The sequence below is a fragment of the Microbacterium sp. NPDC058062 genome, assembly GCF_042885375.1.
In the GTDB taxonomy this organism is placed as follows: Bacteria; Actinomycetota; Actinomycetes; order Actinomycetales; family Microbacteriaceae; genus Microbacterium; species Microbacterium trichothecenolyticum_C.
Genome location: NZ_JBHVSC010000001.1, coordinates 793,945 through 820,842, shown reverse-complemented (window position 1 = coordinate 820,842; position 26,898 = coordinate 793,945). Strand labels below are relative to the sequence as shown.

The window sequence follows — 26,898 nt, the reverse complement described above, 5'->3', positions numbered from 1 at the left end:
GCCGAGGCATCCGCTCTTCTCGTGTGTCCGGGGTCAGTACTCCCGGTCGATCAGATCCGGCGGCACCTGGGCGGCGGCGGCCTGGTCGACGAAGAACGTCGTGCGCTTGCGGCCCTTCGCGCCGGCGGCCGGCACACTGGCGTAGCTGGCCCCCGCGAGGGCGAGGCCGAGGGCGGCAGCCTTGTCGGCGCCCGCCAGCACGAGCCACACCCGCTTCGAGCTGTTGATCACCGGGCGCGTCATGGTGATGCGCTCCGGCGGCGGCTTGGGGGAGTCGCGCACCGCGACCACGGCGCGATCCGTGATCTGGATCTCGGAGCGGTCCGGGAAGAGCGACGCGATGTGCCCGTCGGGTCCGACGCCGAGGAAGCACACGTCGAACGACGGCCACGCGCCCTCGGCTCCCGGGAAGCGCGCGAGCTCCTCGGCGTACGCCGCAGCGGCGGTGTCGAGGTCGGCGCCGTCGTCGCTCCCGAGGGTCGCGTGGATGTTCTCCTCAGGGATCTCGAGAGCGTCGAGGAAGGCCTCACGGGCCTGGCGATCGTTGCGGTCGGCGTGGCCGAGCGGAACGAAGCGCTCGTCGCTCCACCAGAAGTGCACCCGCGACCAGTCGATGCGCGCCGCGCGCGGATTGCGTGCGGCGGCGGCGAGCACGGCCGCACCCATCGATCCGCCCGTGAGCGAGATGTGCGCGAGCTTGCCCTCGTCGATCCGCTTGATGACCCGGCTCAGGAAGCGGGGCGCGACCGACTCGGCCAGTGCGGCGGGATCGGAGCTGATGATGACGCGTTTCTCTGCCCAGCCCTCAGGCATGCGTCTCTGTCCCGTTCGTCACCCGAGCACTGCTCATCAGGCTTGCGTCTCCTTCGTCGCCGGGGGGTCGAGTAGCTCCCAACCCTCGGTGATGACTCGACCATACAGGACGTCCGGGTCGAGCCGACGAAGCTCCTCCGCGAGGCATTCGCGCAGCGTCCGGCGGGGGAACGCGAGGTCGTGCGTCGGCTGACCCGGCTGCGTGAGGATGGCCACGCCGGGCGTGGGGCGCTCGAGGAGCACCTCGCCGCTCGGACGCACGAGCGCGACCGACTTGATGCCGTGCGGCCACTCGTCGGCGTCGAGGTACGCCCAGTCGACCGGCACGTCGAGGGTGAGCCGCAGCCACGCCGCCAGGAGCGCGGTGGACGGCGAATCGGACGCCCCGCGCACCCGCACGCCCACGACGGGCTCGTACGGCGGCTGGTCGAGGATCGCCGCCAGCTGCTCGCGCCAGCGCGTCAGGCGCGTCCACGCGAGGTCGGTGTCGCCCGGCGCGTACTGCTCGCCGAGGTCGGCGACCCAGGCCGACGGGTCGGACTTGGTCGCGGCATCCGTGATCCGGCGCTGCGCGATGCGGCCGATCGACGTCTTCGAGATGTGGTCGGGGGTCCGGTTGGGCCACCACACCACCACGGGGGCGTCGGGAAGCAGGAGACCGGTGACGAGGCTCTCGAGGTTCGAGCGGCCGGCGTCTCCGAACGCGCGCAGCGTGACGACCTCGCTCGCGCCGGCGTCGCCGCCGACACGGATCTGCGCGTCGAGGCGGGACTCGCCGTCGCCGGAGTCCGGGATCATGAGCACGATGACGCGCATCGGGTGCTCGCGCGACGCGTCGTTCGCGGCCTCGATGACCTCTTCGACGGCGCCTTCACGCGTCAGGATGACGAGCGTCAGCACACGGCCGAGCGCGACCGCCCCGCCCTCCTCGCGCACGTTGACCAGTGCGCGGGAGATCTTGCTGACGGTGGTGTCGGGAAGATCGACGATCACGGGCGCCTCCAGGTGCGGCCATCGCGGGAGAGCATCTCGTCCGCGGAATCCGGGCCCCACGACCCGGGCGAGTACTGTTCGAGCGGTCCGCCCTGGGCGTCCCAGAACTTCTCGATCGGGTCGAGGATCTTCCACGACAGCTCGACCTCTTCGTGCCGCGGGAACAGCGGCGGGTCGCCGAGCAGCACGTCGAGGATCAGGCGCTCATAGGCCTCGGGGCTGGCCTCGGTGAACGCGTGGCCGTAGCCGAAGTCCATCGTGACGTCGCGCACCTGGGCGCCGGCACCGGGCACCTTCGAGCCGAAGCGGATCGTGACGCCCTCGTCGGGCTGCACACGGATCACGAGGGCGTTCTGGCCCTGACCCGAGGTCTGGCTGCGCGAGAACAGCAGCTCGGGCGCGCGCTTGAACACCACGGCGATCTCGGTCACGCGGCGGCCGAGGCGCTTGCCGGTGCGCAGGTAGAACGGCACGCCGGCCCAGCGGCGCGTGTTCACCTCGAGCGTGACGGCGGCGTACGTCTCGGTCGTGGACTGCGGGTTCATGCCGTCTTCCTCGAGGAAGCCGAGCACCTTCTCGCCGCCCTGCCATCCGCCCGCGTACTGACCACGGGCGGTCGAGCGCGCGAGGTCGGCCGGGAGCGTGACGGCCGCGAGGACCTTCTCCTTCTCGGCGCGGAGGTCCTTCGCGTCGAACGAGATGGGCTCCTCCATCGCGGTGAGCGCCATCAGCTGCAGCAGGTGGTTCTGGATGACGTCGCGCGCGGCGCCGACACCGTCGTAGTACCCGGCACGGCCGCCGACCCCGATGTCCTCCGCCATCGTGATCTGCACGTGATCGACGTAGTTGCGGTTCCAGATCGGCTCGTACAGCTCGTTCGCGAAGCGCAGCGCCAGGATGTTCTGGACCGTCTCCTTGCCGAGGTAGTGGTCGATGCGGAAGATCGAGTCGGTCGGGAACGCCGAGCGCAGCACGTCGTTGAGAGCGCGCGCCGACTCCTGGTCGTGGCCGAACGGCTTCTCGATGACGACGCGGCGCCAGCGGTCGGGCTGGTCGGCGGTGTCGTCGACGAGGCCCGACGCCTTCAGCTGCTCCGCCACGAGCGGGAACGCCTTCGGCGGGATCGACAGGTAGTACGCGTGGTTGCCCATCGTGCCGCGCTCGGTGTCGAGCTTGTCGACCGTGTCCTTCAGACGGCGGAAGGCATCCGGGTCGTCGAACTCGCCCGAGACGAAGCGGATGCCCTGGAGCAGCTGCTGCCACGTCTCGTCGCGGAATTCGGTGCGCGCGTGCTGGCGCACGGCGTCGTAGACGACCTTGGCGAAGTCCTGGTCCTCCCAGTCGCGCCGCGCGAAGCCGACGAGCGCGAAGCCGGGAGGCAGCAGCCCGCGGTTGGCGAGGTCGTAGACGGCGGGCATGAGCTTCTTGCGGGAGAGGTCTCCCGTGACGCCGAAGATGACGAGCGCGCTCGGGCCGGCGATGCGGTTGAGGCGACGGTCTTCGGGGTCGCGCAGCGGGTTGTGCCCGCGCGAGATCTCGACGGTCATGTGGGGATCGAACTCCTACTGTGCCGCTTCGAAGAGCGAGAGCACTTCGATCCGGGGGTCGGTGAGGGTCAGGGTCACGACGGGACGGCCGTGGCCTTCGGCGAGCACGGCCGCGTCGCCCGCGGCCTGCGCCTGGATCAGCTGGCCGAAGGTGAACGGCCGGCCGGGGATCTCGAGGTCGACATCCGTGCGCTCGAGGATCTGCACGAACACGCCGTTCGCCGGGCCGCCCTTGTGGTACTGGCCCGTCGAGTGCAGGAACCGGGGCCCCCAGCCGAACGTGGTCGGGCGGGCGGAGTCCGCGGCGACGAGTTCGCGCAGGCCCGAGAGCTGGCTGAGCTCGAGACGGTTGACGTACGCCTGGATCGCGACGTAGCCGTCCTCGGGAAGGCGCGCCCAGAGCGCGTCGAGCACACCTGCGACGGTTCCGGATGCTGCGAGCTCGGGGTCCGAGACGCGCACCTCGACGCCCTCCACGGCGAAGGCCGGGGCGGTGGGCTCGGGACGCGCGTCGAGCAGTCCGCGGGCCGCGACCTTGGCGGACTCGACGTCGGGCTGGTCGAACGGGTTGATGCCCAGCATCCGTCCCGCGATCGCCGTCGCGTACTCCCACACCACGAACTGCGCGCCGAGGGAGCCGCTCACGAGGATCTCGCCCTCGTGGTGCTCGAACAGGTGGAACTTCTTGGCCTCGTCGACGAAGCGCACGATCTGCACATCGGCGGACTTCGCGTCGACCTCGGGGGAGACCGGCAGCAGGACGACCGGCAGGATGCCGGTGCCCTCCTTGCCCGTCGACTCGGCGACGAGCTGCTCGATCCAGTCCGGGAGCCCCACGATGTGGGTGCCGTCCGTGATGAGGCCCAGCTTGTCCTTGCGCGGCTCGCCACCGGCGATCGCCGCGGCGAGCACGAGCGCCGGGTTGTCGGGGCTGTCGATCGAGACCTCGAGCAGCGACGCCTCGGCCTCGTCGAGGAGCTCCGAGATGTCGGCCCCGGCGAGCCCGGCCGGCACCAGGCCGAACGCGGTCAGCGCGGAGTAGCGGCCTCCCACGTTCGGGTCGGCGTTGAACACCGTGTACCCGTCGGCACGGGCCTCCGCATCGAGAGGCGAGCCCGGGTCGGTCACGACGATGATCCGCTCGGCCGGGTCGATCCCGAGGTCGCGGAAGGCGGCCTCGAACGCGCGCTTGGCCGAGTCCGTCTCGACGGTGGATCCCGACTTCGACGACACCACCAGCGCGGTGCGCGTGAGGTCGCCGGCCTCGGCGTCGCCGTCGATCGCGGCGAGCACCTGGCCCGGCGCGGTCGAGTCGAGGATCACCAGCGGCGCCCCCGAGGTCTGCGTGATGACCTCCGGCGCGAGCGACGAGCCGCCCATGCCCGCGAGCACGATACGGGTCACGTTGCGCGCGTGCAGGCGCTCGCGCAGCGCGAGGATCTCGGGGACGAGCGGACGCGAGACGCTGACGGCCTCGGTCCACCCGAGCCGACGGGATGCCTCGTCCTCCGCCTCGGGACCCCACAGCGACGAGTCGCCGCCGGTGATCCCCGACGCCACCAGACTCGCGACGAGCCCGGGGAGCGTCGCCTCGACGACCGACTTGACGTGCCCCGACAGGTGGATGTCGAAGCTCATCGGGTGGCCTGGAGTGCGTCCTCGAGGGCCGTCTTCACGGTGCCCTGCAGGTCGTGCCATGAGGCGATGAACTTGCTGACGCCCTCGTCCTCGAGCACCTGCGTGACGTCGGCGAAGTCGACGCCGACGGCGGCGAGGCGGTCGAACACGTGGTGCGCGGCCTCGTAGGTGCCGGTCACGGTGTCGCCGGCGATCTGACCGTGGTCGAAGGTCGCCTCGAGCGTCTTCTCCGGCATCGTGTTGACGGTGCCGGGGGCGACGAGCTCGGTGACGTACAGCGTGTCGGGGAGGTTCGGGTCCTTGACGCCGGTCGAGGCCCAGAGCGGACGCTGGGCGTGGGCTCCGGCATCCGTCAGCGCCTTCGCGCGGTCGGTGGCGAACTCCTTCTCGTACAGCTCGTACGCGAGGCGCGCGTTCGCGACGCCGGCGAGCGACTTCAGGCCTGCGGCCTCGTCGGTGCCGATCGCGGCGAGGCGCTTGTCGACCTCGGTGTCCACGCGCGAGACGAAGAACGACGCGACGGAGTGGATCTGCGAGATGTCGTGACCGTTCGCCTGCGCCTGCTCGAGGCCCGCGAGGAAGGCCTCGATGACCTCGGCGTAGCGCTCCAGGCTGAAGATCAGCGTCACGTTGACCGAGATGCCCTCGGCGAGCACCGCGGTGATGGCGGGCAGGCCGGCCTTCGTCGCGGGGATCTTGATGTGCACGTTGGGCCGGTCGACCTTCGCCCACAGCTCCTTGGCCTGCGCGATCGTCGCGTCGGTGTCGTGGGCGAGATCGGGGGAGACCTCGATCGACACGCGGCCGTCCACACCGTTCGTGGCGTCGTAGACGGGACGGAAGATGTCGGCCGCGTCGCGCACGTCGTCGGTCGTGGCCGCGAAGATCGCGTCGTCGACCGACGCGCCCGCCTTGGCGAGCTCGCCGATCTGGTCGGCGTAGGAGTGTCCGCCGCCGCCGATCGCGCCCTGGAAGATCGTCGGGTTCGTGGTGACGCCCGACACGTTGCGCGTCGAGATGAGTTCGGTCAGGTTGCCCGACGTGATGCGCTCGCGCGACAGGTCGTCGAGCCAGATGCTCACGCCTTCGGCGACCAGCTTCTCAGTGGGGGTGCTCATTCTGCCTTCTCCTCGTGCTTACTTCGCCGTTGCGAGTTCGAATGCTGCCGTGGCCGCGAGGGACTCGCGGGCGGCCTCGACGACGTGCTCGGCGGTGATGCCGAACTTCTGGAACAGGGTCTTGTAGTCGGCCGACGCACCGAAGTGGTCGATGGCCACGGAGCGGCCGGCGTCGCCGACGATGCCGCGCCAGGTGAGCGCGGAGCCGGCCTCGACCGACACGCGCGCCTTGACAGCGGCGGGCAGGACCTTCTCGCGGTAGGCGGCGTCCTGCTCGTCGAACCACTCGAGCGACGGGGCCGACACGACGCGGGCGTTGACGCCCTCGGCGGCGAGCGTCTCGCGGGCGGCGACCGCCAGCTGGACCTCGGAGCCGGTCGCGATGAGGATGACGTCGGGGGTGCCGTTCGGCGCCTCGGCGAGGATGTACGCGCCCTTGGCGACGCCGTCGGTCGACGCGAAGACGGCACCCGATGCCTCGCCGGTGCCGCGTGCGAACACCGGGATGTTCTGGCGGGTGAGCGCGATGCCCGAGGGGCCGCCCTGACGGCGGACGATCTCGAGCCACGCGGCCGAGGTCTCGTTCGCATCGGCGGGGCGCACCACCGTGAAGTTCGGGATGGCGCGCAGCGTCGCGAGCTGCTCGACCGGCTGGTGGGTCGGGCCGTCCTCGCCGAGCGCGACGGAGTCGTGCGTCCAGACGAAGATCGACGGGATGTTCATCAGCGCGGCCAGACGCACCGACGGGCGCATGTAGTCGCTGAAGATGAGGAACGTGCCGCCGAACGGACGGGTCGGGCCGTGCAGCTTGATGCCGTTGACGATCGCGCCCATGGCGTGCTCGCGGATGCCGAAGTGCAGCACGCGGCCGTACGGGTCGCCCGACCACTCGTGGGTCGACCACTCGGCCGGGATGAACGACTTCGCGTCCTTGATGGTGGTCAGGTTCGACTCGGCGAGGTCGGCCGAGCCGCCCCACAGCTCGGGCAGCACCGCGGCCAGCGCGTTGATGACCGTGCCCGACGCGGCACGCGTCGAGACGTCCTTGCCGGCTTCGAACGAGGGGAGAGCGGACGCCACGTCCTCGGGAAGATCGCCGGCCTCGAGGCGGTCGAACAGCGCCTTGCGCTCCGGGTTGGCCGCGGCCCACGCGTCGAACGAGGTCTGCCAGACGGCGCGCTCCTCGGCGGCACGGTCGGCGAGGGCACGGGTGTGCGCGATCACGTCGTCGGCGACCACGAAGGACTGCTCGGGGTCGAAGCCGAGGACCTTCTTCGTCGCGGCGAGCTCGTCGCCACCGAGCGCGGAGCCGTGGATCTTGCCGGTGTTCTGCTTGCCGGGCGACGGCCAGCCGATGATGGTGCGCAGCACGATGAGCGACGGCTTGGACGTCTCGCCCTTCGCCGCCTCGATCGCCGAGTAGAGCTCCGCGACGTCCTCGACGTACTGCCCGGTCTTCTTCCAGTCCACGACCTGCACGTGCCAGCCGTACGACTCGTAGCGCTTGGCGACGTCCTCGGTGAACGCCACGTTGGTGTCGTCCTCGATGGAGATCTGGTTCGAGTCGTAGATCGCGATGAGGTTGCCGAGCTCCTGGTGACCCGCGAGCGACGACGCCTCGGAGGTGACGCCCTCCTGCAGGTCGCCGTCACCGGCGATCACGTAGATGTGGTGGTCGAACGGCGACTCACCCGCGGCGGCCTCCGGGTCGAACAGGCCGCGCTCGTAGCGGGCCGCGTACGCGAAGCCCACCGCCGAGGCGAGACCCTGGCCCAGCGGGCCGGTCGTGATCTCGACGCCCTTGGTGTGGCCGTACTCCGGGTGACCCGGCGTGAGCGAGCCCCACGTGCGCAGCGCCTTCAGGTCGTCGAGCTCGAGCCCGAATCCGCCCAGGTACAGCTGCACGTACTGGGTGAGCGACGAGTGGCCGGCCGACAGGATGAACCGGTCGCGTCCGACCCAATGGGTGTCCGTGGGATCGTGGCGCAGCACGCGCTGGTACAGCAGGTACGCCGCGGGCGCCAGGCTCATCGCCGTGCCGGGGTGGCCGTTGCCGACCTTCTCCACCGCGTCCGCTGCCAGGACGCGGGCGGTGTCCACCGCGCGCCGATCGATCTCATCCCAAGCCAGTTCCGACACCGGGCCGCCTTTCGTTGGAGGTGCGCCCAAGAATGTGGCCGGCTCGCGGCCCTTGTCCGGATGGAGAAGGGGGAATCGGCGACGGGCGCGCGTGTTTCTCAGCATAGCGAAGGGGCATACCGCCTCGGCCATGCAAGCCGTCTATGTGACAGAGTCTTGCGAAGCCCGGGTCGCCGTCGGTGACATCCCGGTGTCGTGGGAGTCACGTTCTGCTCACGCCCGCCGTTCGGACGATGTGATCAGCCGGGCGCCGCTGCACGCGCCTCGCGGGCCGGGCGCGACACGCCGATGCCCTAGACTTGGGGGGATTCTGCAGGCAGCGATTGCGGGGGCCATGGACAGCACGAGAACGGCCGTGACCGTAGCGGGGCCCACGCGCCCAGAGGCTCCGCGCAACGCGCCAGCGGTGCGTGGAGGGGGCGTGGGGACAGTCGACGGATCCAGCCGACCTCCGCAGACCTTCGGCCGCACCGTCCGCGCGTACATCGCGCTGATGAAGCCGCGCGTGCTCGAACTGCTCCTGGTGACGACCGTGCCGGTCATGATCCTCGCGCAGGGCGGCTTCCCCGATGTGTGGCTGGTCGTCGCGACTGTCATCGGCGGCACCGCGAGCGCCGGATCGGCCGCCGCGTTCAACATGTACCTCGACCGCGACATCGACGCGCACATGCAGCGCACGGTGAACCGTCCGCTCGTCACCGGCGAGGTCTCGCCGCGGGGCGCGCTGATCTTCGCGTGGTCGCTCGCGGTGTTCTCGACCGTCTGGCTGTGGCTCACCACGAACTGGCTGGCCGCGACCCTGTCGGCCGCCGCCATCTTCTTCTACGTCGTGATCTACACGATGATCCTCAAGCGCCGCACCGAGCAGAACATCGTGTGGGGCGGCATCGCGGGCTGCTTCCCGGTGCTGATCGGCTGGACCGCGGTGACGGGCTCGCTCGCGTGGCCGCCGGTCATCCTGTTCACCCTCGTCTTCCTGTGGACGCCGCCGCACTACTGGCCGCTGTCGATGAAGTACAAGGACCAGTACGAAGGGGTCGACGTGCCCATGCTCGGCGCGACGCGCGCCGGCTCGCAGGTGGGCCTGCAGGTCATCCTCTACGCGTGGGCCACTGTCGTGTGCTCCCTGCTGCTGATCCCCGTCGCCGACATGGGTCTCGTGTACACGGTGTCGTCGCTCGTCTTCGGCGGCTGGTTCATCTACGAGTCGCACGTGCTGTACAACCGCGCCGTGCGGGGCACCGAGCCGCGCCCGATGCGCGTCTTCCACGCCTCGATCACGTACCTCACGCTTCTCTTCGTCGCGATCGCGGTCGACCCGCTGCTCCCGTTCTGATCTGACACAGACGCGAAGAGGCCGCCCCGAACGGGGCGGCCTCTTCGTTTGTGCGGGGTGGATCAGCGTGCGGCGACGGTCCCCACGCCTTCTCCACGCGCCGCTGACGCGTCGCGCGGAGCCTCCGGGCGCGTGGGCCCAGCCTCGGCCTCGGCGTCGACCGGCTCAGCGGTCTCGGCGGGGGCGGCGTCGGCCTTCGCCTCGGCGGCCTGGGGCCCCTCGGCGGAGGTCTCGGCCTCAGAGTTCCAGTCGATGGGCTCGACGACCTCGACCGGCGCGTGCGGGCGGAGCGTCGAGACGGCGGCGACGCCGAGCGCGATCAGGACGCCGATGACGCCGGCGCCGATGAGGATCGCGCCGAGCTGGGCGATCGACTGGCCGACGTACACGTCGACGCCGGTCGCGGTGCCGTCGGTCAGGGTCGTGGTCATCGAGGCGATCTTGTCGGTGGTGATGAACCAGCCGCCGGCGATCGTCGCGATGGAGACGACGACGAGGCCCCAGAAGGGGATGCTGCGGACGAGACGGGGGCGGGTGGGCATGTGTCGATCACTCCTCGGGATGCGCGACCCGGGTGGTCGCGGCATCCCACCCTCGCAAAGGAGTCCGTGCGACGCCAATCGGGTTGCTATGGATCAGCTGTGGACGGCCTCGGTCGCGGGCGCCTTCAGGTGCAGCACGACGGTCGTCATCGCCGCGGCGGCCAGGGCGGCGAGGACCATGTGGACGCCGACCGCGAGCTCGGGCAGTCCGTTGCGCGCCTGGTACAGCCCCACCGCGATCTGCACGAGTTCGACGCCGAGCAGGACCACGGTCCAGCGCAGCAGCGCCGGAGCGGCCGCGCGCGCCCGCCAGCCGGCGAACACGAGCGCGACGGTCAGGGCGAACAGCGCGTAGCCCGGCCACGCGTGGACGTGCTCCAGCAGCTCGGCATTGAAGCCGTTGCGGCCTGCTTCGGCATCGCCGGAGTGGGGACCGGCGCCGGTGGTCAGCACGCCGAACGCGATGGTGAGCGCCATCGCGAGCGTCGTGACATGCGCCAGCACCGCGTGCCAGCGCGGAACGGCGAGCGTGCGCGGTCCGGCGGGCTGCGACATGCGCACCAGGAATGCCGCGGTGACGCAGACGAGCGCGAGGGACGAGACGTAGTGGAAGCCGACGATGAACGGGTTGAGGCCCGTGAGCACCGTGATGCCGCCGACGATCGCCTGCGCGGCGACGCCGCCGAGCACGACGACGGCGAGCACGTAGAGGTCGCGGCGCTCGTTGCGGATCTTCAGCACGAGGATCCACACGGCAAGGGCGATAAGACCTACTACGCCGGTCATGAGCCGGTTGCCGAACTCGATCAGCGAGTGGATGCCCTCGTCGATGCCCGGCAGCGGCACGAGGGACTCCGGAGTGCACAAGGGCCACGTGGGGCAGCCGAGGCCCGAACCGGTGAGGCGCACGGCGCCGCCCGTGCCGATGATCGTCACCTCGGCGATGAACGACAGCCACGCGAACACGCGGATCCGCTTGTCGACGCGGTCGGGGAGCCACTGCCAGAAGCGCTGCCGGATTCCGGGGGCGGTGGTCGTGGACTGGGGCGCGGACATGCGGGGGATGCCTCCTGGCAGAGGCTCCACGTGCTGCGCGTGACAGACGGGGCGCGTCCGCGGCGGGGTGGAACCTGTAGAATCGAGGGGTCGGTTGCGCACGCACTTCACAGCGCCGCGCACCACTGACAGTCTAGGCGCGATGGTCGGCGCCGCTTGAGAGGGCCCGAGAAGCGGCATCCCCCCTCCGGTATCTCCACCGGAGAACACGGATGCCGGGACGGATGACACCGCCAGGGCCCGGAGGAGAACGTGACGATGTCTGATGTGCTGATCGATCGCCCTGAGCTGGACGGCCTGGGCGTCTACGAGTTCGGGTGGCATGATGCCGACGCCGCGGGAGCCGTGGCGAAGCGAGGCATCGATGAGGCCGTGGTGCGGGGCATCTCGGCGCTCAAGAGCGAGCCCGAATGGATGCTCAAGACCCGGCTGAAGGGCTATCAGCTGTTCGGCCGCAAGCCGATGCCCACGTGGGGCGCGGATCTCAGCGAGATCGACTTCGACAACATCAAGTACTTCGTGCGGTCGACGGAGAAGCAGGCCGGCTCGTGGGAGGAGCTGCCCGAAGACATCCGCAATACGTACGAGAAGCTCGGCATCCCCGAGGCGGAGCGTCAGCGTCTCGTCGCGGGCGTGGCCGCCCAGTACGAGTCCGAGGTCGTGTACCACCAGATCCGCGAGGACCTGGAGCAGCAGGGCGTCATCTTCATGGACACCGACACCGCGCTGCGCGAGCACCCCGAGTTCTTCGAGGAGTACTTCGGCACGGTGATCCCCGCCGGCGACAACAAGTTCGCGGCGCTGAACACGGCCGTGTGGTCGGGCGGATCGTTCGTCTACGTGCCGCCGGGCGTGCACGTCGAGATCCCGCTGCAGGCGTACTTCCGGATCAACACCGAGAACATGGGCCAGTTCGAGCGGACGCTCATCATCGCCGATGAGGGCTCGTACGTGCACTACATCGAGGGCTGCACCGCCCCGATCTACAAGAGCGACTCGCTGCACTCGGCCGTCGTCGAGATCATCGTGAAGAAGAACGCCCGCGTTCGCTACACGACGATCCAGAACTGGTCGAACAACGTCTACAACCTCGTCACCAAGCGCGCCGTGGCGCACGAGGGCGCGACGATGGAGTGGATCGACGGCAACATCGGCTCGAAGGTCACGATGAAGTACCCGTCGATCTTCCTCATGGGCGAGCACGCGAAGGGCGAGACCCTCTCGGTCGCCTTCGCGGGCCCCGGTCAGCACCAGGACGCCGGCGCGAAGATGATCCACATGGCGCCGTACACGCAGTCGTCGATCGTCTCGAAGTCGATCGCCCGCGGCGGAGGCCGTGCCGGCTACCGGGGCGAGGTCCGCGTCGACGCCAACGCGCACCACTCGGCCAACACCGTGCGCTGTGATGCTCTCCTGGTCGACACGATCTCGCGCTCCGACACGTACCCGGCGATCGACATCCGCGTCGACGACGTGCAGCTCGGCCACGAGGCCACGGTCTCCAAGGTCAGCGAGGAGCAGCTCTTCTACCTGATGAGCCGCGGCATGCCCGAAGACGAGGCCATGGCCATGATCGTGCGCGGCTTCATCGAGCCGATCGCGCGTGAGCTGCCCATGGAGTACGCGCTCGAACTCAACAAGCTCATCGAGATGGGCATGGAAGGATCCGTCGGCTAGATGAGCCCCACCACCGAGGCCCCCACCGTTCCCGGCGCGAAGGGCCACACCGATGGCGCCGGTGCCTTCGTGCCCGTGCAGACCCGCTCCGAGCGACCCTGGTCGTTCGACCCGACCGCCTTCGAGGCGCCCACGGGCCGCGAGGTCAACTGGAAGCACACGCCCGTCCAGCGCCTGCAGCGCCTCTTCACGGATGCCGCGGGCGACGCCGGCGCCGTGTCCGTGGCCGTGACCGGCCCGCTCGCGGCCGCCGGTCTCGCGGTCGGCGCCGCGCCGCGCGGCGAGGTCTTCCAGCCCGAGGATCTGTCTGCGGCCGTCGCCTGGAGCCGCTCCGCCGAAGCCCTGTACGTGTCGGTCCCCGCCGAGACCGAGCTCGACGAGCCGGTGGTCATCGAGGCCACAGGTGCGGGCGCCGAGCTCCTCGCCCACGGGCACGTCGTGATCGAGGCATCCCGTCACAGCCGCGCCACCGTCGTGCTGCGTCACGCCGGCAGCGCCCAGTTCGCCCAGAACGTCGAGATCATCGTGCGCGAAGGCGCCCATCTCGAGCTGGTCACCGTGCAGCGCTGGGACGACGACGCCGTGCACGTGTCGTCGCACCAGGCCCGCGTCGAGCGCGACGCGACCCTCCGCCACGTCGTCGTCAGCTTCGGCGGCGGCATCGTCCGGGTGAACCCGAGCGTGGAGCTCGCGGGCACCGGGTCGCGCGCCGAGCTCTACGGCCTCAGCTACTCCGACTCGGGGCAGCACCTCGAGAGCCAGGTGTATCTGCACCACAAGGGCGCGGAGACGTCGGGCGACGTGCTGTACAAGAGCGCCCTGCAGGGCGCCGCGGCGCGCACGGTGTGGATCGGCGACGTCCTCATCGGACCGGATGCCGTCGGCACCGACTCGTACGAGGCCAACCGCAACCTCGTCCTCACCGAAGGCGCCCGCGCCGAGTCGATCCCGAACCTCGAGATCGAGACGGGCGACATCCGCGGCGCGGGCCACGCCAGCGCGACCGGACGCTTCGACGACGAGCAGCTGTTCTACCTGCAGGCCCGCGGGATCACCGAGGACGAGGCGCGGCGCCTCGTCGTGCTCGGATTCCTCGCCGAGATCGTGCAGAAGATCGGTGTCGAAGACCTCGAGGCGGAGCTGTTCGCCGCCATCGAGGAAGAACTCGCCAAGGAGGCCGGCCTGTGACCGCTCAGCGTGTGTGCGCCCTCAGCGACCTCGTCCAGGACGAGGCCACCCGGGTCGAGGTGGACGGCGTCGCGATCGCCGTCGTGCTCGACTCGAACGGCGAGGTCCACGCGATCGGCGACGTCTGCACCCACGGCGACATCTCGCTGTCGGAAGGCTTCGTCGACGGCGAGTCGCTCGAATGCTGGGCACACGGCTCGGCGTTCTCGCTGCGCACCGGCAAGCCCCTCAACCTCCCCGCGTACGAGCCGGTCCCGGTCTTCGCGGTCACCGTCGACGGCGATGACGTGCTCATCGACGCGACCGTCAAGCTCGAAGTGAACTGAAGAAGGTACTGAAGAATGTCTGTTCTCGAGATCCGCGACCTCCACGTGACGGTCGAGACGGATGCCGGCACCACGCCGATCCTCAATGGTCTGACGCTCACGATCCGCACGGGTGAGACCCACGCGATCATGGGCCCCAACGGCTCGGGCAAGTCGACGCTCGCCTACACGATCGCCGGACACCCCAAGTACAACGTCACGAGCGGCTCGATCACGCTCGACGGCGAGGACGTCCTCGCGATGTCGGTCGACGAGCGTGCCCGCGCGGGACTGTTCCTCGCGATGCAGTACCCGGTGGAGATCCCCGGCGTCACCGTCACCAACTTCCTGCGCACCGCGAAGACCGCGATCGACGGCGAGGCGCCCTCGATCCGCACGTGGACGAAGGACGTCAAGGCGTCGATGAAGAACCTGCGCATGGACCCGAAGTTCGCGTCGCGCAACGTCAACGAGGGCTTCTCCGGCGGCGAGAAGAAGCGCCACGAGATCCTCCAGCTCGAGCTGCTCAAGCCGCAGATCGCCGTGCTCGACGAGACCGACTCCGGCCTCGACGTCGACGCGCTGAAGATCGTGTCGGAGGGCGTGAACCGCGCCAAGGCGGAGACCGACCTCGGTGTGCTGCTCATCACCCACTACACCCGCATCCTGCGCTACATCGCACCCGACTTCGTGCACGTCATGGTGAACGGGCGCATCGTCGAGGAGGGCGGCCCCGAGCTCGCCGACCGCCTCGAGGACGAGGGCTACGACCGCTTCCTGCCTGCGGGCGAAGTGGAGTCGGCCGAGGCCCCCGTCGGCAGCGAAGCGTAGGATCGACCTTATGACGGCGACGCTCACCCCTGAGAAGTACGACGAGGTGACCGAGGCTCTCAAGGACGTCATGGACCCCGAGCTCGGGATCAACGTCGTCGACCTCGGCCTCATCTACGATCTCGCGTGGGACGACGAGAACGACGCGCTGGTCATCCACATGACGCTCACGTCGGCCGGGTGCCCGCTCACCGACGTGCTCGAGGAGCAGACGGCCCAGGCCCTCGACGACATCGTCGAGCGGTTCCGCATCAACTGGGTGTGGATGCCCCCGTGGGGCCCCGAGCGCATCACCGACGACGGGCGCGACATGATGCGCGCGCTCGGCTTCGCGATCTGACGTCACCGTCGCACGAACGGGGATGGTCGCGCCGCGCGCCTGAACCTGCCACACTCCCCACATGGAGGCGAACAGGTCAGGGCGGCTGAGCGGTGTCGGGATTCTGCTGGTCGTGGGGCTGATCGCGACAGGCTGCACCTTCGCACCGGCCGCGTCGCAGCCGACGCCGTCGACCTCGCCGCCGGAGGTGAACGCGGATCCGAGCGTGGATTCGCTCGCCACGGTGACCGCCGAGCAGGTCGACGCCGCGGTGAAGGATCTCCCCGACGCCGTGCGTGACGCGATGGACCTGTCCGGCACGCCGGGCGTCGGGGTGGGCGTGGTCTACGACGGCGAGGTCGTCTTCGCCGAAGGCTTCGGCGTGCGCGATGTCGATTCGGGTGACGCCGTGGATGCCGACACGGTGTTCGCGATGGCGTCGGTCTCGAAGTCGCTGGGGGCCACGGTCGTCGCCCGTGCGATCGACGAGGGCATCGTCACCTGGGACACGCCCGTCGCCGCGAACCTCGACGGCTTCACGCTCTCAGATCCGTATGCCGGCGAGAACGTGACGATCGCCGACATGTACGCGCACCGGTCGGGGCTGTACGAGCACGCCGGAGATGAGCTCGAAGAGATCGGGTACGACAGAGCCGAAGTGCTCGAGCGACTGCGCTTCGTGCCCCTCGAGCCGTTCCGGGCCGTCTATCACTACGGGAACTTCGACATCACGGCCGCCGGCGAATCGGTCGCGCGCGCGGCGGGGGAGGACTGGGCGGACCTCTCGGAGCGCCTCCTCTACGCGCCGCTCGGCATGACCTCCACCTCGTCGCGCTTCGCCGACCTGGAGTCGCGCGAGAACCGCGCCCTCGGCCACATCCAGCAGGACGGTGAGTGGATCGTCAACCCCGAGCAGCGTCAGCCCGATGAGCAGTCACCGGCCGGCGGGGCGAGCTCGAGCATCGCCGACATGCTCACCTGGACGACGATGCTGCTCGCGGCCGGGGAGCAGGAGGGCGACGTCTTCATCGAGCAGTCCTCGCTGCTTCCGGCGATGTCGCCGCAGATGATCATGGGCGCGCCCACCCAGTTCGGCGCGCGGGCGGGCGCGTACGGATACGGCTTCAACGTGTCGACGTCGGTGGGTGGCATGGTCGACGTCAATCACTCGGGCGCGTTCGCGATGGGGACCGGAACCATCGTGAAGATGCTCCCCGCTGCGGGCCTCGGCATCGTGGTGCTGTCCAACGCCGCCGCGAACGGCGTCGCAGAGGGCGTGGCCTCGCGGTTCATGGACGTCGCGCAGTTCGGCGAGGAGCGGCGCGACTGGGTGACGTTCTGGAACGGCGTCTTCGAGCGGTTCAACGCGCCGTTCGGCTCGCTCGTCGGCGAGGAGCCGCCGAAGGACGCGGAGCCGGCTCGCACGCTCGCGGAGTACGCGGGCTCATACGCGAATGAGTACTTCGGCGCGGCCGAGGTGGCGGTCGAGGGCGACGACCTCGTGCTCAGGCTGGGACCGACCGGCGAGTGGCCGCTCGAGCACTGGACGGGTGACGAGTTCGTCTTCCGCCCTTACAGCGAGAACGCGAACCCCGGGAGCATCTCGAAAGCGACCTTCACCGGCGACACCCTCGTCCTGGAGTACTTCGACCAGCACGAGCTCGGCACCTTCACACGGTGACTCACTCGGGGGCGCGATCGCCCCGGCTCGGTAGGGTCGAGGGGTGAGCGTCACCCCCCTTCGAGCCCTGCCCATCGACGAGCTGCGTCAGCGCACGAGCACGAAGTGGCGCAAGTACGGGGAGGACGTCCTGCCGTTCTTCGTCGCCGAGACGGACTACGCCCTGGCACCGGCGATCACCGAGGTGCTGACGCGGGCCGTGCAGCTCGGCGACACCGGCTACACCCCGCCGGAGCCCGGCGTGCGCGAGGCGTTCGTGGGCTTCGCCGCTCGTCGCTGGGGCTGGAACGTCGACCCGTCCCACGTCTTCTGGACCGGCGACGTGATGATGGGCGTCGTCGAGATCCTCCGCCGCGTGATCGAGCCCGGCGACCGCGTCGTCGTGATGCCGCCGGTGTACCCGCCGTTCTACGACACCGTGGAGGAGGCGGGCGGCGTCGTCGAGCGCGTGCCGCTCGTCGAGGGATCCGGCGGGTGGGAGATCGACCTCCTCGGCGTCGAGGCCGCGCTGGCCGGCGGCGCGCGGGCGGTGCTGCTGTGCAACCCGCACAACCCCACCGGCACCGTGCACACGCCCGAGACGCTGTCGGCGCTGGCCGACATCGCCGAAGGGTTCGGAGCGACCGTCATCAGCGACGAGATCCACGGGCCCCTGACCTATGCCCAGAAGCCGTTCACGCCCTTCCTCTCGGCGTCCGAATCCGCGGGGCGCGTCGGCTACGCGGTGACCAGCGCGAGCAAGACGTTCAACCTCGCCGGCCTCAAATGCGCCGTGATGGTGGCGGGTGGCGACCCCCAGGCCAAGGAGCTGCGTGCCCTGCCCTGGGAGGTCGAGTGGCGCACCGGCCTGTTCGGAGCGCTCTCGAACGTCGCCGCCTACTCGGCCGACAGCGACGAATGGCTGGCGAGCCTGCTCGCGGCCCTCGACGCGAACCGGATGCTGCTGGCCGACCTCCTCGCCGAGCACCTGCCCGAGGCGCGCTACTTGCCGCCCGATGCCGGCTTCCTGGCGTGGGTCGACCTCTCCGCATACGGCTGGGGGGAGAACCCCGCCGTCAAGGTGCTGCGCGATGCGAAGGTGGCGCTGCACCACGGCCCGCTGTTCGGCACCGAGGGCAAGGGCTACGTCCGCATCAACTTCGGCTGCGACCCCGACCTGCTCCGCGAGGCGGTGGAGCGCGTCGGCGCCCTGGCGCGATCGTGACGGCTGAGCCGGAGTCCGCGCCCGCCACCGGGATCTGGCAGGGCCGATTCGTCTGGGTGACCGTCGGCGCCGTCGCGCTCATCTTCCTGGCGGCGATGCAGTCGCTCGCCGTCACCACGGTGATGCCGGTGGTGAGCGCCGATCTCGACGGTGAGCGCCTGTACGCCGTGGCGTTCGCGGGCACCCTGGCGACCAGCGTCATCGGCATGGTCGCGGTCGGCGCGTGGTGCGACCGCGGCGGCGTGCTCGCTCCGCTCAGCACCGCCGTCGCGCTGTTCGTCGTGGGCCTGCTCATCGCCGGATTCGCCTTCACCATGCCGGCGCTGGTCGCGGGCCGCCTCGTGCAGGGCCTCGGCACCGGCGGGCAGACCGTGGCCCTCTACGTGGTCGTCGCCCGCGTGTACCCGGGCGCCATGCACGGCCGGGTCTTCGCCGCGTTCTCGGCGGCGTGGGTCGTCCCGTCGCTCATCGGCCCGTTCCTCGCCGGGGCCGTGACGGAGTTCCTGCACTGGCGGTGGGTGTTCCTCGGCGTCGCGGCGCTCACCGTCGTGGCGTTCGCGATGGTCGTCGCCCGGCTGCACGGACTCCCGCTCGACACCGATGAGCCGTCGACGGCCCGCATCGCACCGCGCCTGGCGTGCGCGGTCGCGGTGGCGGTCGGGGCGCTCGGGCTCAGCCTCGCGGGCGAACTCGGAGCGTGGGCATGGGCGGCGGTGGCAGCATCCGTCGTCGTCATCGGCCTCGCGTCACGGCCCCTGCTGCCGCGCGGCACGCTCGTGGCCGCGAGAGGGCTGCCGAGCGTCGTGCTGATGCGCGGGCTGATCGCGGGTGCGCTGTTCGGCGCGGAGATCTACGTGCCGTATCTGCTGATCGACGGCTACGGGTTCTCGCCGACGTGGGCGGGGCTCGGGCTCACGGCCGCGGCGCTCGCGTGGGCAGTCGCCGCCGACGTGCAGGGGCGCTTCGGCGACCGCCTCGGCAACGCACGCATCACGCTCATCGGCACCGCGCTGCTCGTGACGGCGCTGCTCGTCGCGGGGGCGACCGCGCTCCTCGGGCTTCACCCCGCCGTGCTCATCGCGGGATGGGGTCTGGCGGGCGGCGGCATGGGTCTCATGTACCCGCGTCTGACCGTGCTGACGCTCGCGTACTCTACGCCGCAGAATCAGGGCTTCAACTCGTCGGCGCTGTCGATCTCGGACGCCGTCGGCTCGGCGTCCTCGATCGCGGTCATGGGTCTCGTCTTCACCGCGCTCGTGGGGACGGATGCCGGCTTCCCTGCGGTGTTCGGCATCGCCGTGGTGCTCGCGCTCGGCGCGCTGATCCCGGGCCTCAGGCTCGGGCACGCGCACGAGGCGGCGCGACGCGCCTGAGCCGGCGGAAGTGCGTCAGTTCTCCGCTCGACCCAGACGCCAGTAGCCCATGAAAGCGACGGCGCGGCGGTCGACGCCGCGCTCGGTGACGAGGTGGCGGCGCAGGGCCTTGATCGCGCCGGCCTCGCCGGCGAGCCACGCGTAGAGGCGCGCGCTCTTCAGCGCCGCCCCGCCCTTGGCCGTGCGCGGCACCTCCCACAGGATGTCGGTGTCGATGTCGACCTCCTCGACGTCCGCGCCGGCGCCCGCGGGAACCAGTCGGGCCGCGGCATCCGTCACCGACTCCACGAGGTGCGCGTGACGCTCGCCGTCCGCGCGCGCGCCGATGCGGTACTCGAAGCCGGGATGCTGCGGGAAGTACGCGGCGTCGTCGGCGTGCGGCAGCTCGACCGCCACCACTCCGCTGGCGTCGCGGGGGAGCTGCTCGAGGATCGCGGCGATCGCGGGCGCCGCGGTCTCGTCGCCGGCGAGCAGGATCGAGTCGACGCGGGCCGGGGGCACGAAGTCGATGCCGAAGCTCACGCCGCTGTGGGCGGTGGTCGGCGCGAAGATGAGCACCTCGTCGCCCACCTGCGCGCGATCGATCCAGTCGGAGGCGGGGCCGATCACGTCGTGCGAGACCATGTCGACGTCGACCTCGCTGAGGTGGTTGCGCACGTAACGCGTCGTGTAGGTGCGGAACGGCAGGCGCTGCTCCTCGGGCAGCTCGCGCCACTGCGTGTACCAGTCGTCGCCGAGGGGCATCGCGTCGAGGCCGAGCGTGCGGGTGGGGAACACGATCTTGATGCGCTGGTCGAGCCCCGGGTCGCCGTAGTCGGCGAGGTCGCCGCCGCCGAACGTGAAGCGGCGGAAGCTGGGCGTCACATCGGCGATGGCCGTCACGCGCGCACGGAAGAAGCGCGAGGGCACGTCGGTGTCGGTCATCTTCAGGCTCCTGTCGGCAGGGGAGTGGGGGCCGCGGCGAGCGGGGCTGCGGCGGCGGACACGCGGGGCGACACGTGATGCCGGCCGCGGGGGAGGACGATGGGCGAGCCCGACACGGGATCGGGCACGACGAGAGCGTCGAGGTCGAAGACCTCGCGGATGAGCTCGCCGGTCATGACGTCGCCGGGCGCGCCGCTCGCGACGACGCGGCCGGACTTCAGGGCGAAGAGGTGGTCGGCGTACCGGGCGGCGAGGTTCATGTCGTGCAGGACCATCACGATCGTCGTGCCGCGGTCGCGGTTGAGGTCGGTGAGGAGGTCGAGCACCTCGACCTGGTGCGCGACGTCGAGGAAGGTCGTGGGCTCGTCGAGCAGCAGGATGTCGGTCTCCTGTGCGAGTGCCATCGCGATCCACGCGCGCTGGCGCTGTCCGCCCGACAGCTCGTCGACGGACCGGTCGGCGAGCTCCTCGATGCCCGTGGCGGCGAGCGCCTGAGCGACGACTTCGTAGTCGTGCGAGCTCCAGCGTGCCAGCAGCTTCTGGTGCGGGTGCCGACCGCGACCGACGAGGTCGGCGACGGCGATGCCCTCGGGAGCGATCGGGCTCTGGGGAAGGAGCCCCAGGGTGCGCGCGATCTCTTTCGTCGCGCGGCCGTGCAGGGCCTTGCCGTCCAGGATGACCTGGCCGTCACGCGGCGAGATGAGACGCGCGAGCGCGCGCAGGAGGGTCGACTTGCCGCACCCGTTCGCGCCCACGATCGCGGTGATCCGACCGGGCGGGATCACGAGGTCGAGACCCTCGACGATCGTGCGGTCACCGTACGACAGCGTCAGGCGCTCCGCCGACAGGCTGTGGGATTCGGTCATAGCGAGCCTCCGGAGCGGTTCGTCCTGATGAGGAGGTAGATGAGGAAGGGTGCGCCGAGCACGCCGGTGACGACCCCGACCGGGTAGCGGCTGTCGAATGCGAACTGTCCCAAGAGGTCCGACAGCTGCACCAGGAGCGCGCCGACGAGGGCGGACGGCAGCAGCAGCGAGCCGCCGGGGCCGACGATGCGCGCCGCGATGGGGCCGGCCATGAATGCGACGAACGCGATCGGGCCGGTGGCCGCGGTCGCGAACGCGAGCAGCGCGACGGCCGCGACGATCACCACCACCCGGGTGCCCTGAAGACGGATGCCGAGGCTCGCGGCCGCGTCGTCGCCGAGGCGCAGGACGTTCAGGTCGCGACCCTTCGCCAGCAGCGCCGGCACGAGCACGACGCTCGCGATCGCGAGCGGGAGCACCGTGGACCAGGTCGCCCCGTTCAGGCTCCCGGTGAGCCAGCGCATCGCCGCCTGCAGGTCGTAGGCGGGCGCTTTCGAGAGCACGTAGGTGACCGCCGCGTCGAGCATGGCGGCGACGCCGATGCCGATGAGGATCAGGCGCGTGCCCGCGAATCCGCCCTTGTTCGAGAGCAGGTAGATGGCGAGGGCGGTCGCGAGGCCGCCCACGACGGCGAGCACCGACACCGCGGTCTCGCTGAGCGACAGGATGACGATGCCGAACACCGCGGCCGCGCTCGCACCGGCGGTGATACCGATGATGTCGGGCGACGCGAGCGGGTTGCGCAGCATCGTCTGGAACGTCACGCCCGCGATGCCGAACGCGAATCCCGCGAGGATCGCGAGGACCGCGCGCGGGAGGCGCAGCTCGCCGACGGTGAACGAGGCGCCGGGGACGGTCTGCCCGAGGATGACACGGACGACCTCGTCGAGGCCGTAGAACGTCTGCCCGATCATGAGCGACGCGACGAAGACCAGCACGACGCCGGCCGCGAGGGCGGCTGTCACGATGACGCGGCGACGGCTGCGGCGCCGTCGTCCGGCGATGACCGCCTGCGCAGCGGGACGGAGGAGGGTGTCGGCGCTCACAGCTCTCGCACCTTCTGCCTGCGGACGATCCAGATGAAGAACGGGGCGCCGACGAGCGCCGTGAGGATGCCGACCTCGATCTCGTCCGGCCGGGCGATGACCCGGCCGACGATGTCGGCGGCGACGAGCAGCACCGCTCCGGCGACCGCCGAGAACGGGAGCAGCCAGCGGTGGTCGGTGCCGACGAGCAGACGGCACAGGTGCGGGATGATCAGGCCCACGAAGGCGATCGGACCCGCGATGGCCACCGCCGCACCGCACAGGATGACGGCGCCCGCCGACGCGATGAGCCGGGTGCGCAGGACGTGCTCGCCGAGGCCCGTCGCGACGTCGTCGCCGAGCGCGAGCGAGTTCATGCCGCGTGCGCAGACGAGGGTGATCACCGCGCCGACCGCCAGGATGGGGAGGATCGTCGCGATGCGATCCCAGGTCGCGCCGCCGACCCCGCCGATCTGCCAGAACCGGAAGGTCTCGAGCAGATCGACGCGGGGGAGGAGCACCGCGCTCACGAGCGACATGAAGGCGGCCGAGGTCGCGGCACCCGCGAGCGCGAGTTTGAGCGGCGTCGCGCCGCCCCGGCCGAGCGAGCCGACCGTGTAGACGAAGACGGCAGCGCCGCCGGCGCCGATGATCGAGGCCGCGATGAAGGCGTAGGGGTCCGACATGCCGAAGAACGCGATGCCGATGACGACCGCGAGCGCGGCGCCGCCCGAGATCCCGAGGATGCCGGGGTCTGCCAGCGGGTTGCGGGTCACCGCCTGCATGGCTGCGCCCGACATCGCCAGCGCCGCGCCGACGAGGATCGCGAGCACGGTGCGGGGAACCCGGGCCACCACGGCGGCCTGTGCGACCCCGCTGGTGTCGCCGCCGAGGCCGGCGAGGATGTCGCTCAGCGCGACGTCGCGGACGCCGAACGCCACGCTCGCGACGCAGAGCATCGCCAGCACCGCGAACGACACCGCGAGCCACGCCAGTCGCACCGCTGCCGGGCGCCGCAGGGTTGCGGCATCCGGCAGCGGCGTACGCGTCTCGGTGACAGTCACCCGGCCGAGCTCCTGGCCTCGGTCAGTCAGCCGTGAGGGCGTCGTTGAGCAGCGCGAAGTACTCGTCCACGCCCCAGCCGATCGACAGCGGCGACGGGTTGGCCGAGGCGGCGAGCGGGGTCGCCTCCTCGAGGATCGCGATGCGACCCTCGGCGATCGCCGGGATCTGCGACAGGAGCGGGTCGGCCTGCAGCTGCGCGATGATCGAGCCGCTCGCGTCGCCGTAGGTGACGAACACGTCGACGTCGGCGAAGCGGTCGGCCTGCTCGGCGCTCACGGTGGTGTAGAACTGCACGCCGTCGGACTCCTCCTCGACGACGGCGGGCACCGGGAAGCCGAGGCCCTCGAGGAAGCCGGGACGCGTGTCGAGGCTCGTGTAGAAGCCGACCTGGCTGAAGTCCGACGGGTCGATGTAGGAGAAGAGCACGCGGGAGTCGGCGAGCTCGGGGTAGTTCGCGAGCGCCGCGTCGACCTCGCCGTGCAGCTCCTCGATGAGGGCGTCGCCTTCCTCCGCGAGGCCGAGCGCCTGCGAGTTGAGACGGATCATGTCCTCGTACGACGTGCCCCACGCGACCTCGGGGTACGCCACCACGGGCGCGATCTTCGAGAGGGTGTCGTACTCCTCCTGCGTGAGGCCGGAGTAGGCGGCGAGGATGACGTCGGGCTGCGTGTCGGCGACGGCCTCGAAGTCGATGCCGTCGGTCTCGTCGAAGAGGACCGGGGTCTCGGCGCCGAGCTCCTCGAGCTTGTCCTCGACCCAGGGCAGCACGCCGTCGCCGTCGTCGTCGCCCCACGTGACCTCGGCCATGCCGACGGGCACGACGCCCAGCGCGATCGGCACCTCCTGGTTCGACCACGCGACGGTCGCGACGCGCTCGGGCTTGGACTCGATGACCGTCTCGCCGTACGCGTGCTCGATCGTGACCGGGAAGCCGGCACCCGAACCTGCGGCGGCCGTGTCGTCGGTGTTGTCGGCGGTCGCGCTGGCGCATCCGGCGAGGGCGATCGCGGCGACGGCGAGCATCGCGGTGGCGGCGGCGGGGCGGTTGAGGCGCACGGAATCCTCCGAGGATGTGTTAGGTAAGGATGCCCTTAGGCGAGGGCGCAGTAAGGCCAACCTTACCCAGCCGTTTCCCAGATTGCGAATCCGTTGCGTCACGGCCCTGCACGCGAAAGCCCCCGGCTGTGCAGCCGGGGGCTTTCGAGGGAGGGATGCCTCGGGCCGAGGCATCCGTCTCAGTTCTTGCTCTGGTCCGCCTTGCGGACGAGTGCCCACGCGCCGGGGATGATCGCGGCGGCGAGCGCCGCCTTGATGAGGCCGCCCAGGATGAACGGGAGGAGGCCGACGGCGAGCAGCTCGCCGAACGAGTAGTCCAGGCCCATCACGACGTTGAGGATGAAGGCCATGTACGGGATGCCGAACAGGAACGGCACGACGCTCGCGGCGGCGAAGCCGAGGAAGGCGAGCCCGGGACGGCGGTCCCACGCGCGCTCGGCGAACCAGCCGGCGACGAACGCCGAGAAGATGAAGCCGATGACGAACCCGAAGCTCGGCTTGCCGATCGCGGCGACGGTGCCGGTGAAGCCGGCGAAGACGGGGAGTCCCGCGAGACCGACGAGCATGTAGGTCGTGAGGGCCGCCGCACCGCGCCACGCGCCGAGCGCGGCGCCGACGACGATGACACCCAGCGTCTGACCCGTGATGGGCACGGGCCACAGCGGGATCTCGACCTGGGCGAGGAGGGCGACGATGGTCGCGCCGGCGATGACCAGTCCGGCATCGAGGGCGAACGCGCGAGCGCGCGAGGACGGGCGGGCGATGACGTCGGCGAGGACGCGACGCGTGCCGGCGGAGGCGGTCGGAGCGGCGGCGATGGATGACATGGCACTCAGCCTAGGGGGAGGTCGGGGCGGGTTCTTGGACGGGATCCACGAATGATCGACCGATCCGCTGTCCGCCTTCTACGAGCCCCGGCTGCGGCGCGCGTGCCAGCCGCAGCGCGGCGACGAGGAGCGCGACGGCGACGGCAGCGGTGAGAACGGTGGTCCCGGTCACCAGGAGGAGGGCGACGGCGGCCGTTCCGGCGCCGGTCGCGAGGCCGAGCCGTCCGACCGAGCGCGTGCCCTGCGGCGACCGGATCGCCTCGATGCGGGCGAGCGGCCACGCGACCGCGGCCGTCGCGGCGAGCGCGAGCGCCAGCCATGCCGGGCGCGACAGCCACCACCACGGGCCGTCGATCGCGGGGAGCGGCAGCGTGGTGATCATCGCGGCGGCGGCCGTCAGCCCTGCCAGGCACAGCAGCACCGGCATGTGCCACAGGTAGACGGTCATCGCGCGCGGCGTGACGGCATCGATGAGCCGCGCGGAGGCGGGGCGCGCCGCCAATCGCTCCAGCGGACCGCGGAGAAGCGAGAACAGCGTCGTATGCGCGACGCCCACGAACAGCAGCGCCGTCGTCGGCGGGTTGATGTTGGCCACGAGGTCCGGTGAGTGCACACCCGCGACGAAGGAGATCGCGAGTAGGGCGACCGCCGCTCCTGCCCACAGCGTCCGCGAGCGCCGCGACAGCGCGTCCACCCGTCCGTCTGCCAGGAAGAACCCCAGCTGCTGCAGTGCGAGCCACACGAAGGCGAGGTTGATGAAGCCGTACGCGTCGACGCCGGTGCCGAGTCGGACGACGTCGACGACCACCGCGGCAGCCGCGAGGACCGCGATGGTGCGCAACGGGGCGGTCTCGTGCAGACGGAGAAGCACCGGCAGCAGCGCCTGGCAGACGAGGAAGACCCCGAGGAACCACAGCGGCTGCGCGAAGCGGAATCCCGCGAGCGCGACGAGATCCGCCGGTGTGCCCGCGGAGGCGAGCAGGGCGAGCAGCGCACCGACCGTGGCGATCGTCACCAGCGCGGGCAGGAGCAGGCGGTGGATCCGCCCGGCCACGAAGTCGACGCCGTCCCGGCCGCGCCGCCGCGCCCGGCGGAGGGCGGTCGCGCCGGAGAACCCGCCGATCACGAAGAACAGCGGCATGACCTGCAGCACCCAGCTGAGGGGGACGATCCACCAGGTCCCGTCGCTCGCGTTGACGAAGGACGGTCCGGCGTCGGTCACGGCGACCCCGACCATCATCGCGTGGAGGACGACCACCCCCGCGATGCAGGCGGCGCGGACGAGGTCGATGGCACGATCTCTGCCCGGCGTGTCGATGGGGGACGGAACCGCGGCGGGTGTGCGGACGATGGTCATGAGGCCCTCCTCGGGGTG

At 70.7% G+C, this 26,898-nt stretch carries 24 protein-coding genes; 9 read left to right on the top strand and 15 right to left on the bottom strand.

What is annotated here, in order from left to right; all coding sequences use genetic code 11:
- Nucleotides 1–33: 33 nt before the first annotated feature.
- The 6 genes from pgl to tkt are packed head-to-tail and all read right to left on the bottom strand — an operon-like array spanning nucleotide 34 to nucleotide 8,248.
- Nucleotides 34–813: a 6-phosphogluconolactonase gene (pgl, locus tag ACFVSU_RS03675; protein WP_387138166.1), complete on the bottom strand. Its 780-nt coding sequence runs from the start codon at nucleotides 811–813 to the stop codon at nucleotides 34–36.
- Nucleotides 814–849: 36 nt separating this feature from the next.
- The gene (locus tag ACFVSU_RS03670) at nucleotides 850–1,806 is read right to left on the bottom strand and encodes a glucose-6-phosphate dehydrogenase assembly protein OpcA (RefSeq protein WP_387138163.1); all 957 of its coding nucleotides are present in this window, start codon (nucleotides 1,804–1,806) and stop codon (nucleotides 850–852) included.
- Nucleotides 1,803–3,353, bottom strand: a complete 1,551-nt coding sequence (gene zwf, locus ACFVSU_RS03665; RefSeq protein WP_310290474.1) for a glucose-6-phosphate dehydrogenase — start codon at nucleotides 3,351–3,353, stop codon at nucleotides 1,803–1,805. The genes ACFVSU_RS03670 and zwf overlap by 4 nt, the downstream gene beginning before the upstream one ends.
- A 15-nt stretch (nucleotides 3,354–3,368) precedes the next feature.
- Nucleotides 3,369–4,991, bottom strand: a complete 1,623-nt coding sequence (locus ACFVSU_RS03660) for a glucose-6-phosphate isomerase (protein ID WP_387138159.1) — start codon at nucleotides 4,989–4,991, stop codon at nucleotides 3,369–3,371.
- On the bottom strand, nucleotides 4,988–6,109 hold the full coding sequence (gene tal, locus ACFVSU_RS03655; protein ID WP_387138156.1) for a transaldolase: 1,122 nt from the start codon (nucleotides 6,107–6,109) through the stop codon (nucleotides 4,988–4,990). Before tal ends, ACFVSU_RS03660 begins: the two co-directional genes overlap by 4 nt.
- Nucleotides 6,110–6,127: 18 nt before the next feature.
- Nucleotides 6,128–8,248, bottom strand: coding sequence for a transketolase (tkt, locus tag ACFVSU_RS03650; protein WP_387138153.1), 2,121 nt, complete (start codon nucleotides 8,246–8,248; stop codon nucleotides 6,128–6,130).
- 334 nt (nucleotides 8,249–8,582) lie between these two features.
- Between tkt and ACFVSU_RS03645 the strand changes: the two genes are divergently transcribed.
- Entirely contained in the window at nucleotides 8,583–9,584 is a 1,002-nt protein-coding gene (locus ACFVSU_RS03645) for a heme o synthase (protein ID WP_387138150.1), read from the top strand.
- A 62-nt stretch (nucleotides 9,585–9,646) separates the two neighbouring features.
- Here ACFVSU_RS03645 and ACFVSU_RS03640 read toward each other — a convergent pair whose 3' ends face one another.
- Nucleotides 9,647–10,126, bottom strand: coding sequence for a dinucleotide-utilizing enzyme (locus ACFVSU_RS03640; protein WP_387138147.1), 480 nt, complete (start codon nucleotides 10,124–10,126; stop codon nucleotides 9,647–9,649).
- A gap of 93 nt (nucleotides 10,127–10,219) precedes the next feature.
- Complete coding sequence (locus ACFVSU_RS03635) at nucleotides 10,220–11,182, bottom strand: heme A synthase (protein ID WP_387138144.1); 963 nt, start codon at nucleotides 11,180–11,182, stop codon at nucleotides 10,220–10,222.
- Nucleotides 11,183–11,440: 258 nt separating this feature from the next.
- Here ACFVSU_RS03635 and sufB point away from each other — a divergent pair, with 258 nt between their 5' ends.
- From sufB to ACFVSU_RS03595, 8 genes are all read left to right on the top strand, one after another.
- Complete coding sequence (sufB, locus tag ACFVSU_RS03630) at nucleotides 11,441–12,859, top strand: Fe-S cluster assembly protein SufB (RefSeq protein ID WP_310290495.1); 1,419 nt, start codon at nucleotides 11,441–11,443, stop codon at nucleotides 12,857–12,859.
- Complete coding sequence (gene sufD, locus ACFVSU_RS03625) at nucleotides 12,860–14,047, top strand: Fe-S cluster assembly protein SufD (RefSeq protein WP_387138140.1); 1,188 nt, start codon at nucleotides 12,860–12,862, stop codon at nucleotides 14,045–14,047.
- The gene (locus ACFVSU_RS03620) at nucleotides 14,044–14,373 is read left to right on the top strand and encodes a non-heme iron oxygenase ferredoxin subunit (protein WP_045298814.1); all 330 of its coding nucleotides are present in this window, start codon (nucleotides 14,044–14,046) and stop codon (nucleotides 14,371–14,373) included. The genes sufD and ACFVSU_RS03620 overlap by 4 nt, the downstream gene beginning before the upstream one ends.
- A 15-nt stretch (nucleotides 14,374–14,388) precedes the next feature.
- Nucleotides 14,389–15,183: a Fe-S cluster assembly ATPase SufC gene (sufC, locus tag ACFVSU_RS03615; protein ID WP_387138135.1), complete on the top strand. Its 795-nt coding sequence runs from the start codon at nucleotides 14,389–14,391 to the stop codon at nucleotides 15,181–15,183.
- Between the two features lie 10 nt (nucleotides 15,184–15,193).
- Nucleotides 15,194–15,523 (top strand): metal-sulfur cluster assembly factor, encoded by a 330-nt coding sequence (locus ACFVSU_RS03610; RefSeq protein WP_045298811.1) that lies wholly within the window; start codon nucleotides 15,194–15,196, stop codon nucleotides 15,521–15,523.
- Between the two features lie 61 nt (nucleotides 15,524–15,584).
- Entirely contained in the window at nucleotides 15,585–17,183 is a 1,599-nt protein-coding gene (locus ACFVSU_RS03605; RefSeq protein WP_387138131.1) for a serine hydrolase, read from the top strand.
- A gap of 43 nt (nucleotides 17,184–17,226) precedes the next feature.
- Entirely contained in the window at nucleotides 17,227–18,387 is a 1,161-nt protein-coding gene (locus ACFVSU_RS03600) for a MalY/PatB family protein (RefSeq protein ID WP_387138128.1), read from the top strand.
- Nucleotides 18,384–19,760 (top strand): MFS transporter, encoded by a 1,377-nt coding sequence (locus tag ACFVSU_RS03595; protein ID WP_387138125.1) that lies wholly within the window; start codon nucleotides 18,384–18,386, stop codon nucleotides 19,758–19,760. The genes ACFVSU_RS03600 and ACFVSU_RS03595 overlap by 4 nt, the downstream gene beginning before the upstream one ends.
- Before the next feature lie 15 nt (nucleotides 19,761–19,775).
- On the opposite strand, the gene ACFVSU_RS03590 is transcribed toward ACFVSU_RS03595, so the two are convergent.
- The 7 genes from ACFVSU_RS03590 to ACFVSU_RS03560 form a co-directional block, all read right to left on the bottom strand.
- Nucleotides 19,776–20,684 (bottom strand): siderophore-interacting protein, encoded by a 909-nt coding sequence (locus ACFVSU_RS03590; RefSeq protein ID WP_387138122.1) that lies wholly within the window; start codon nucleotides 20,682–20,684, stop codon nucleotides 19,776–19,778.
- Between the two features lie 2 nt (nucleotides 20,685–20,686).
- The gene (locus ACFVSU_RS03585; RefSeq protein ID WP_387138119.1) at nucleotides 20,687–21,550 is read right to left on the bottom strand and encodes an ABC transporter ATP-binding protein; all 864 of its coding nucleotides are present in this window, start codon (nucleotides 21,548–21,550) and stop codon (nucleotides 20,687–20,689) included.
- Nucleotides 21,547–22,596, bottom strand: coding sequence for a FecCD family ABC transporter permease (locus tag ACFVSU_RS03580; protein WP_387138116.1), 1,050 nt, complete (start codon nucleotides 22,594–22,596; stop codon nucleotides 21,547–21,549). Before ACFVSU_RS03580 ends, ACFVSU_RS03585 begins: the two co-directional genes overlap by 4 nt.
- A complete protein-coding gene (locus ACFVSU_RS03575) occupies nucleotides 22,593–23,639 on the bottom strand; it encodes a FecCD family ABC transporter permease (RefSeq protein WP_387138113.1) in 1,047 nt (348 codons plus the stop codon). The genes ACFVSU_RS03580 and ACFVSU_RS03575 overlap by 4 nt, the downstream gene beginning before the upstream one ends.
- 22 nt (nucleotides 23,640–23,661) lie before the next feature.
- Nucleotides 23,662–24,696: an iron-siderophore ABC transporter substrate-binding protein gene (locus tag ACFVSU_RS03570; protein ID WP_387138109.1), complete on the bottom strand. Its 1,035-nt coding sequence runs from the start codon at nucleotides 24,694–24,696 to the stop codon at nucleotides 23,662–23,664.
- Nucleotides 24,697–24,875: 179 nt separating this feature from the next.
- On the bottom strand, nucleotides 24,876–25,523 hold the full coding sequence (locus ACFVSU_RS03565) for a biotin transporter BioY (RefSeq protein ID WP_056367174.1): 648 nt from the start codon (nucleotides 25,521–25,523) through the stop codon (nucleotides 24,876–24,878).
- Nucleotides 25,524–25,533: 10 nt separating this feature from the next.
- Nucleotides 25,534–26,880: an acyltransferase gene (locus ACFVSU_RS03560; protein WP_387138105.1), complete on the bottom strand. Its 1,347-nt coding sequence runs from the start codon at nucleotides 26,878–26,880 to the stop codon at nucleotides 25,534–25,536.
- Nucleotides 26,881–26,898 lie beyond the last annotated feature (18 nt).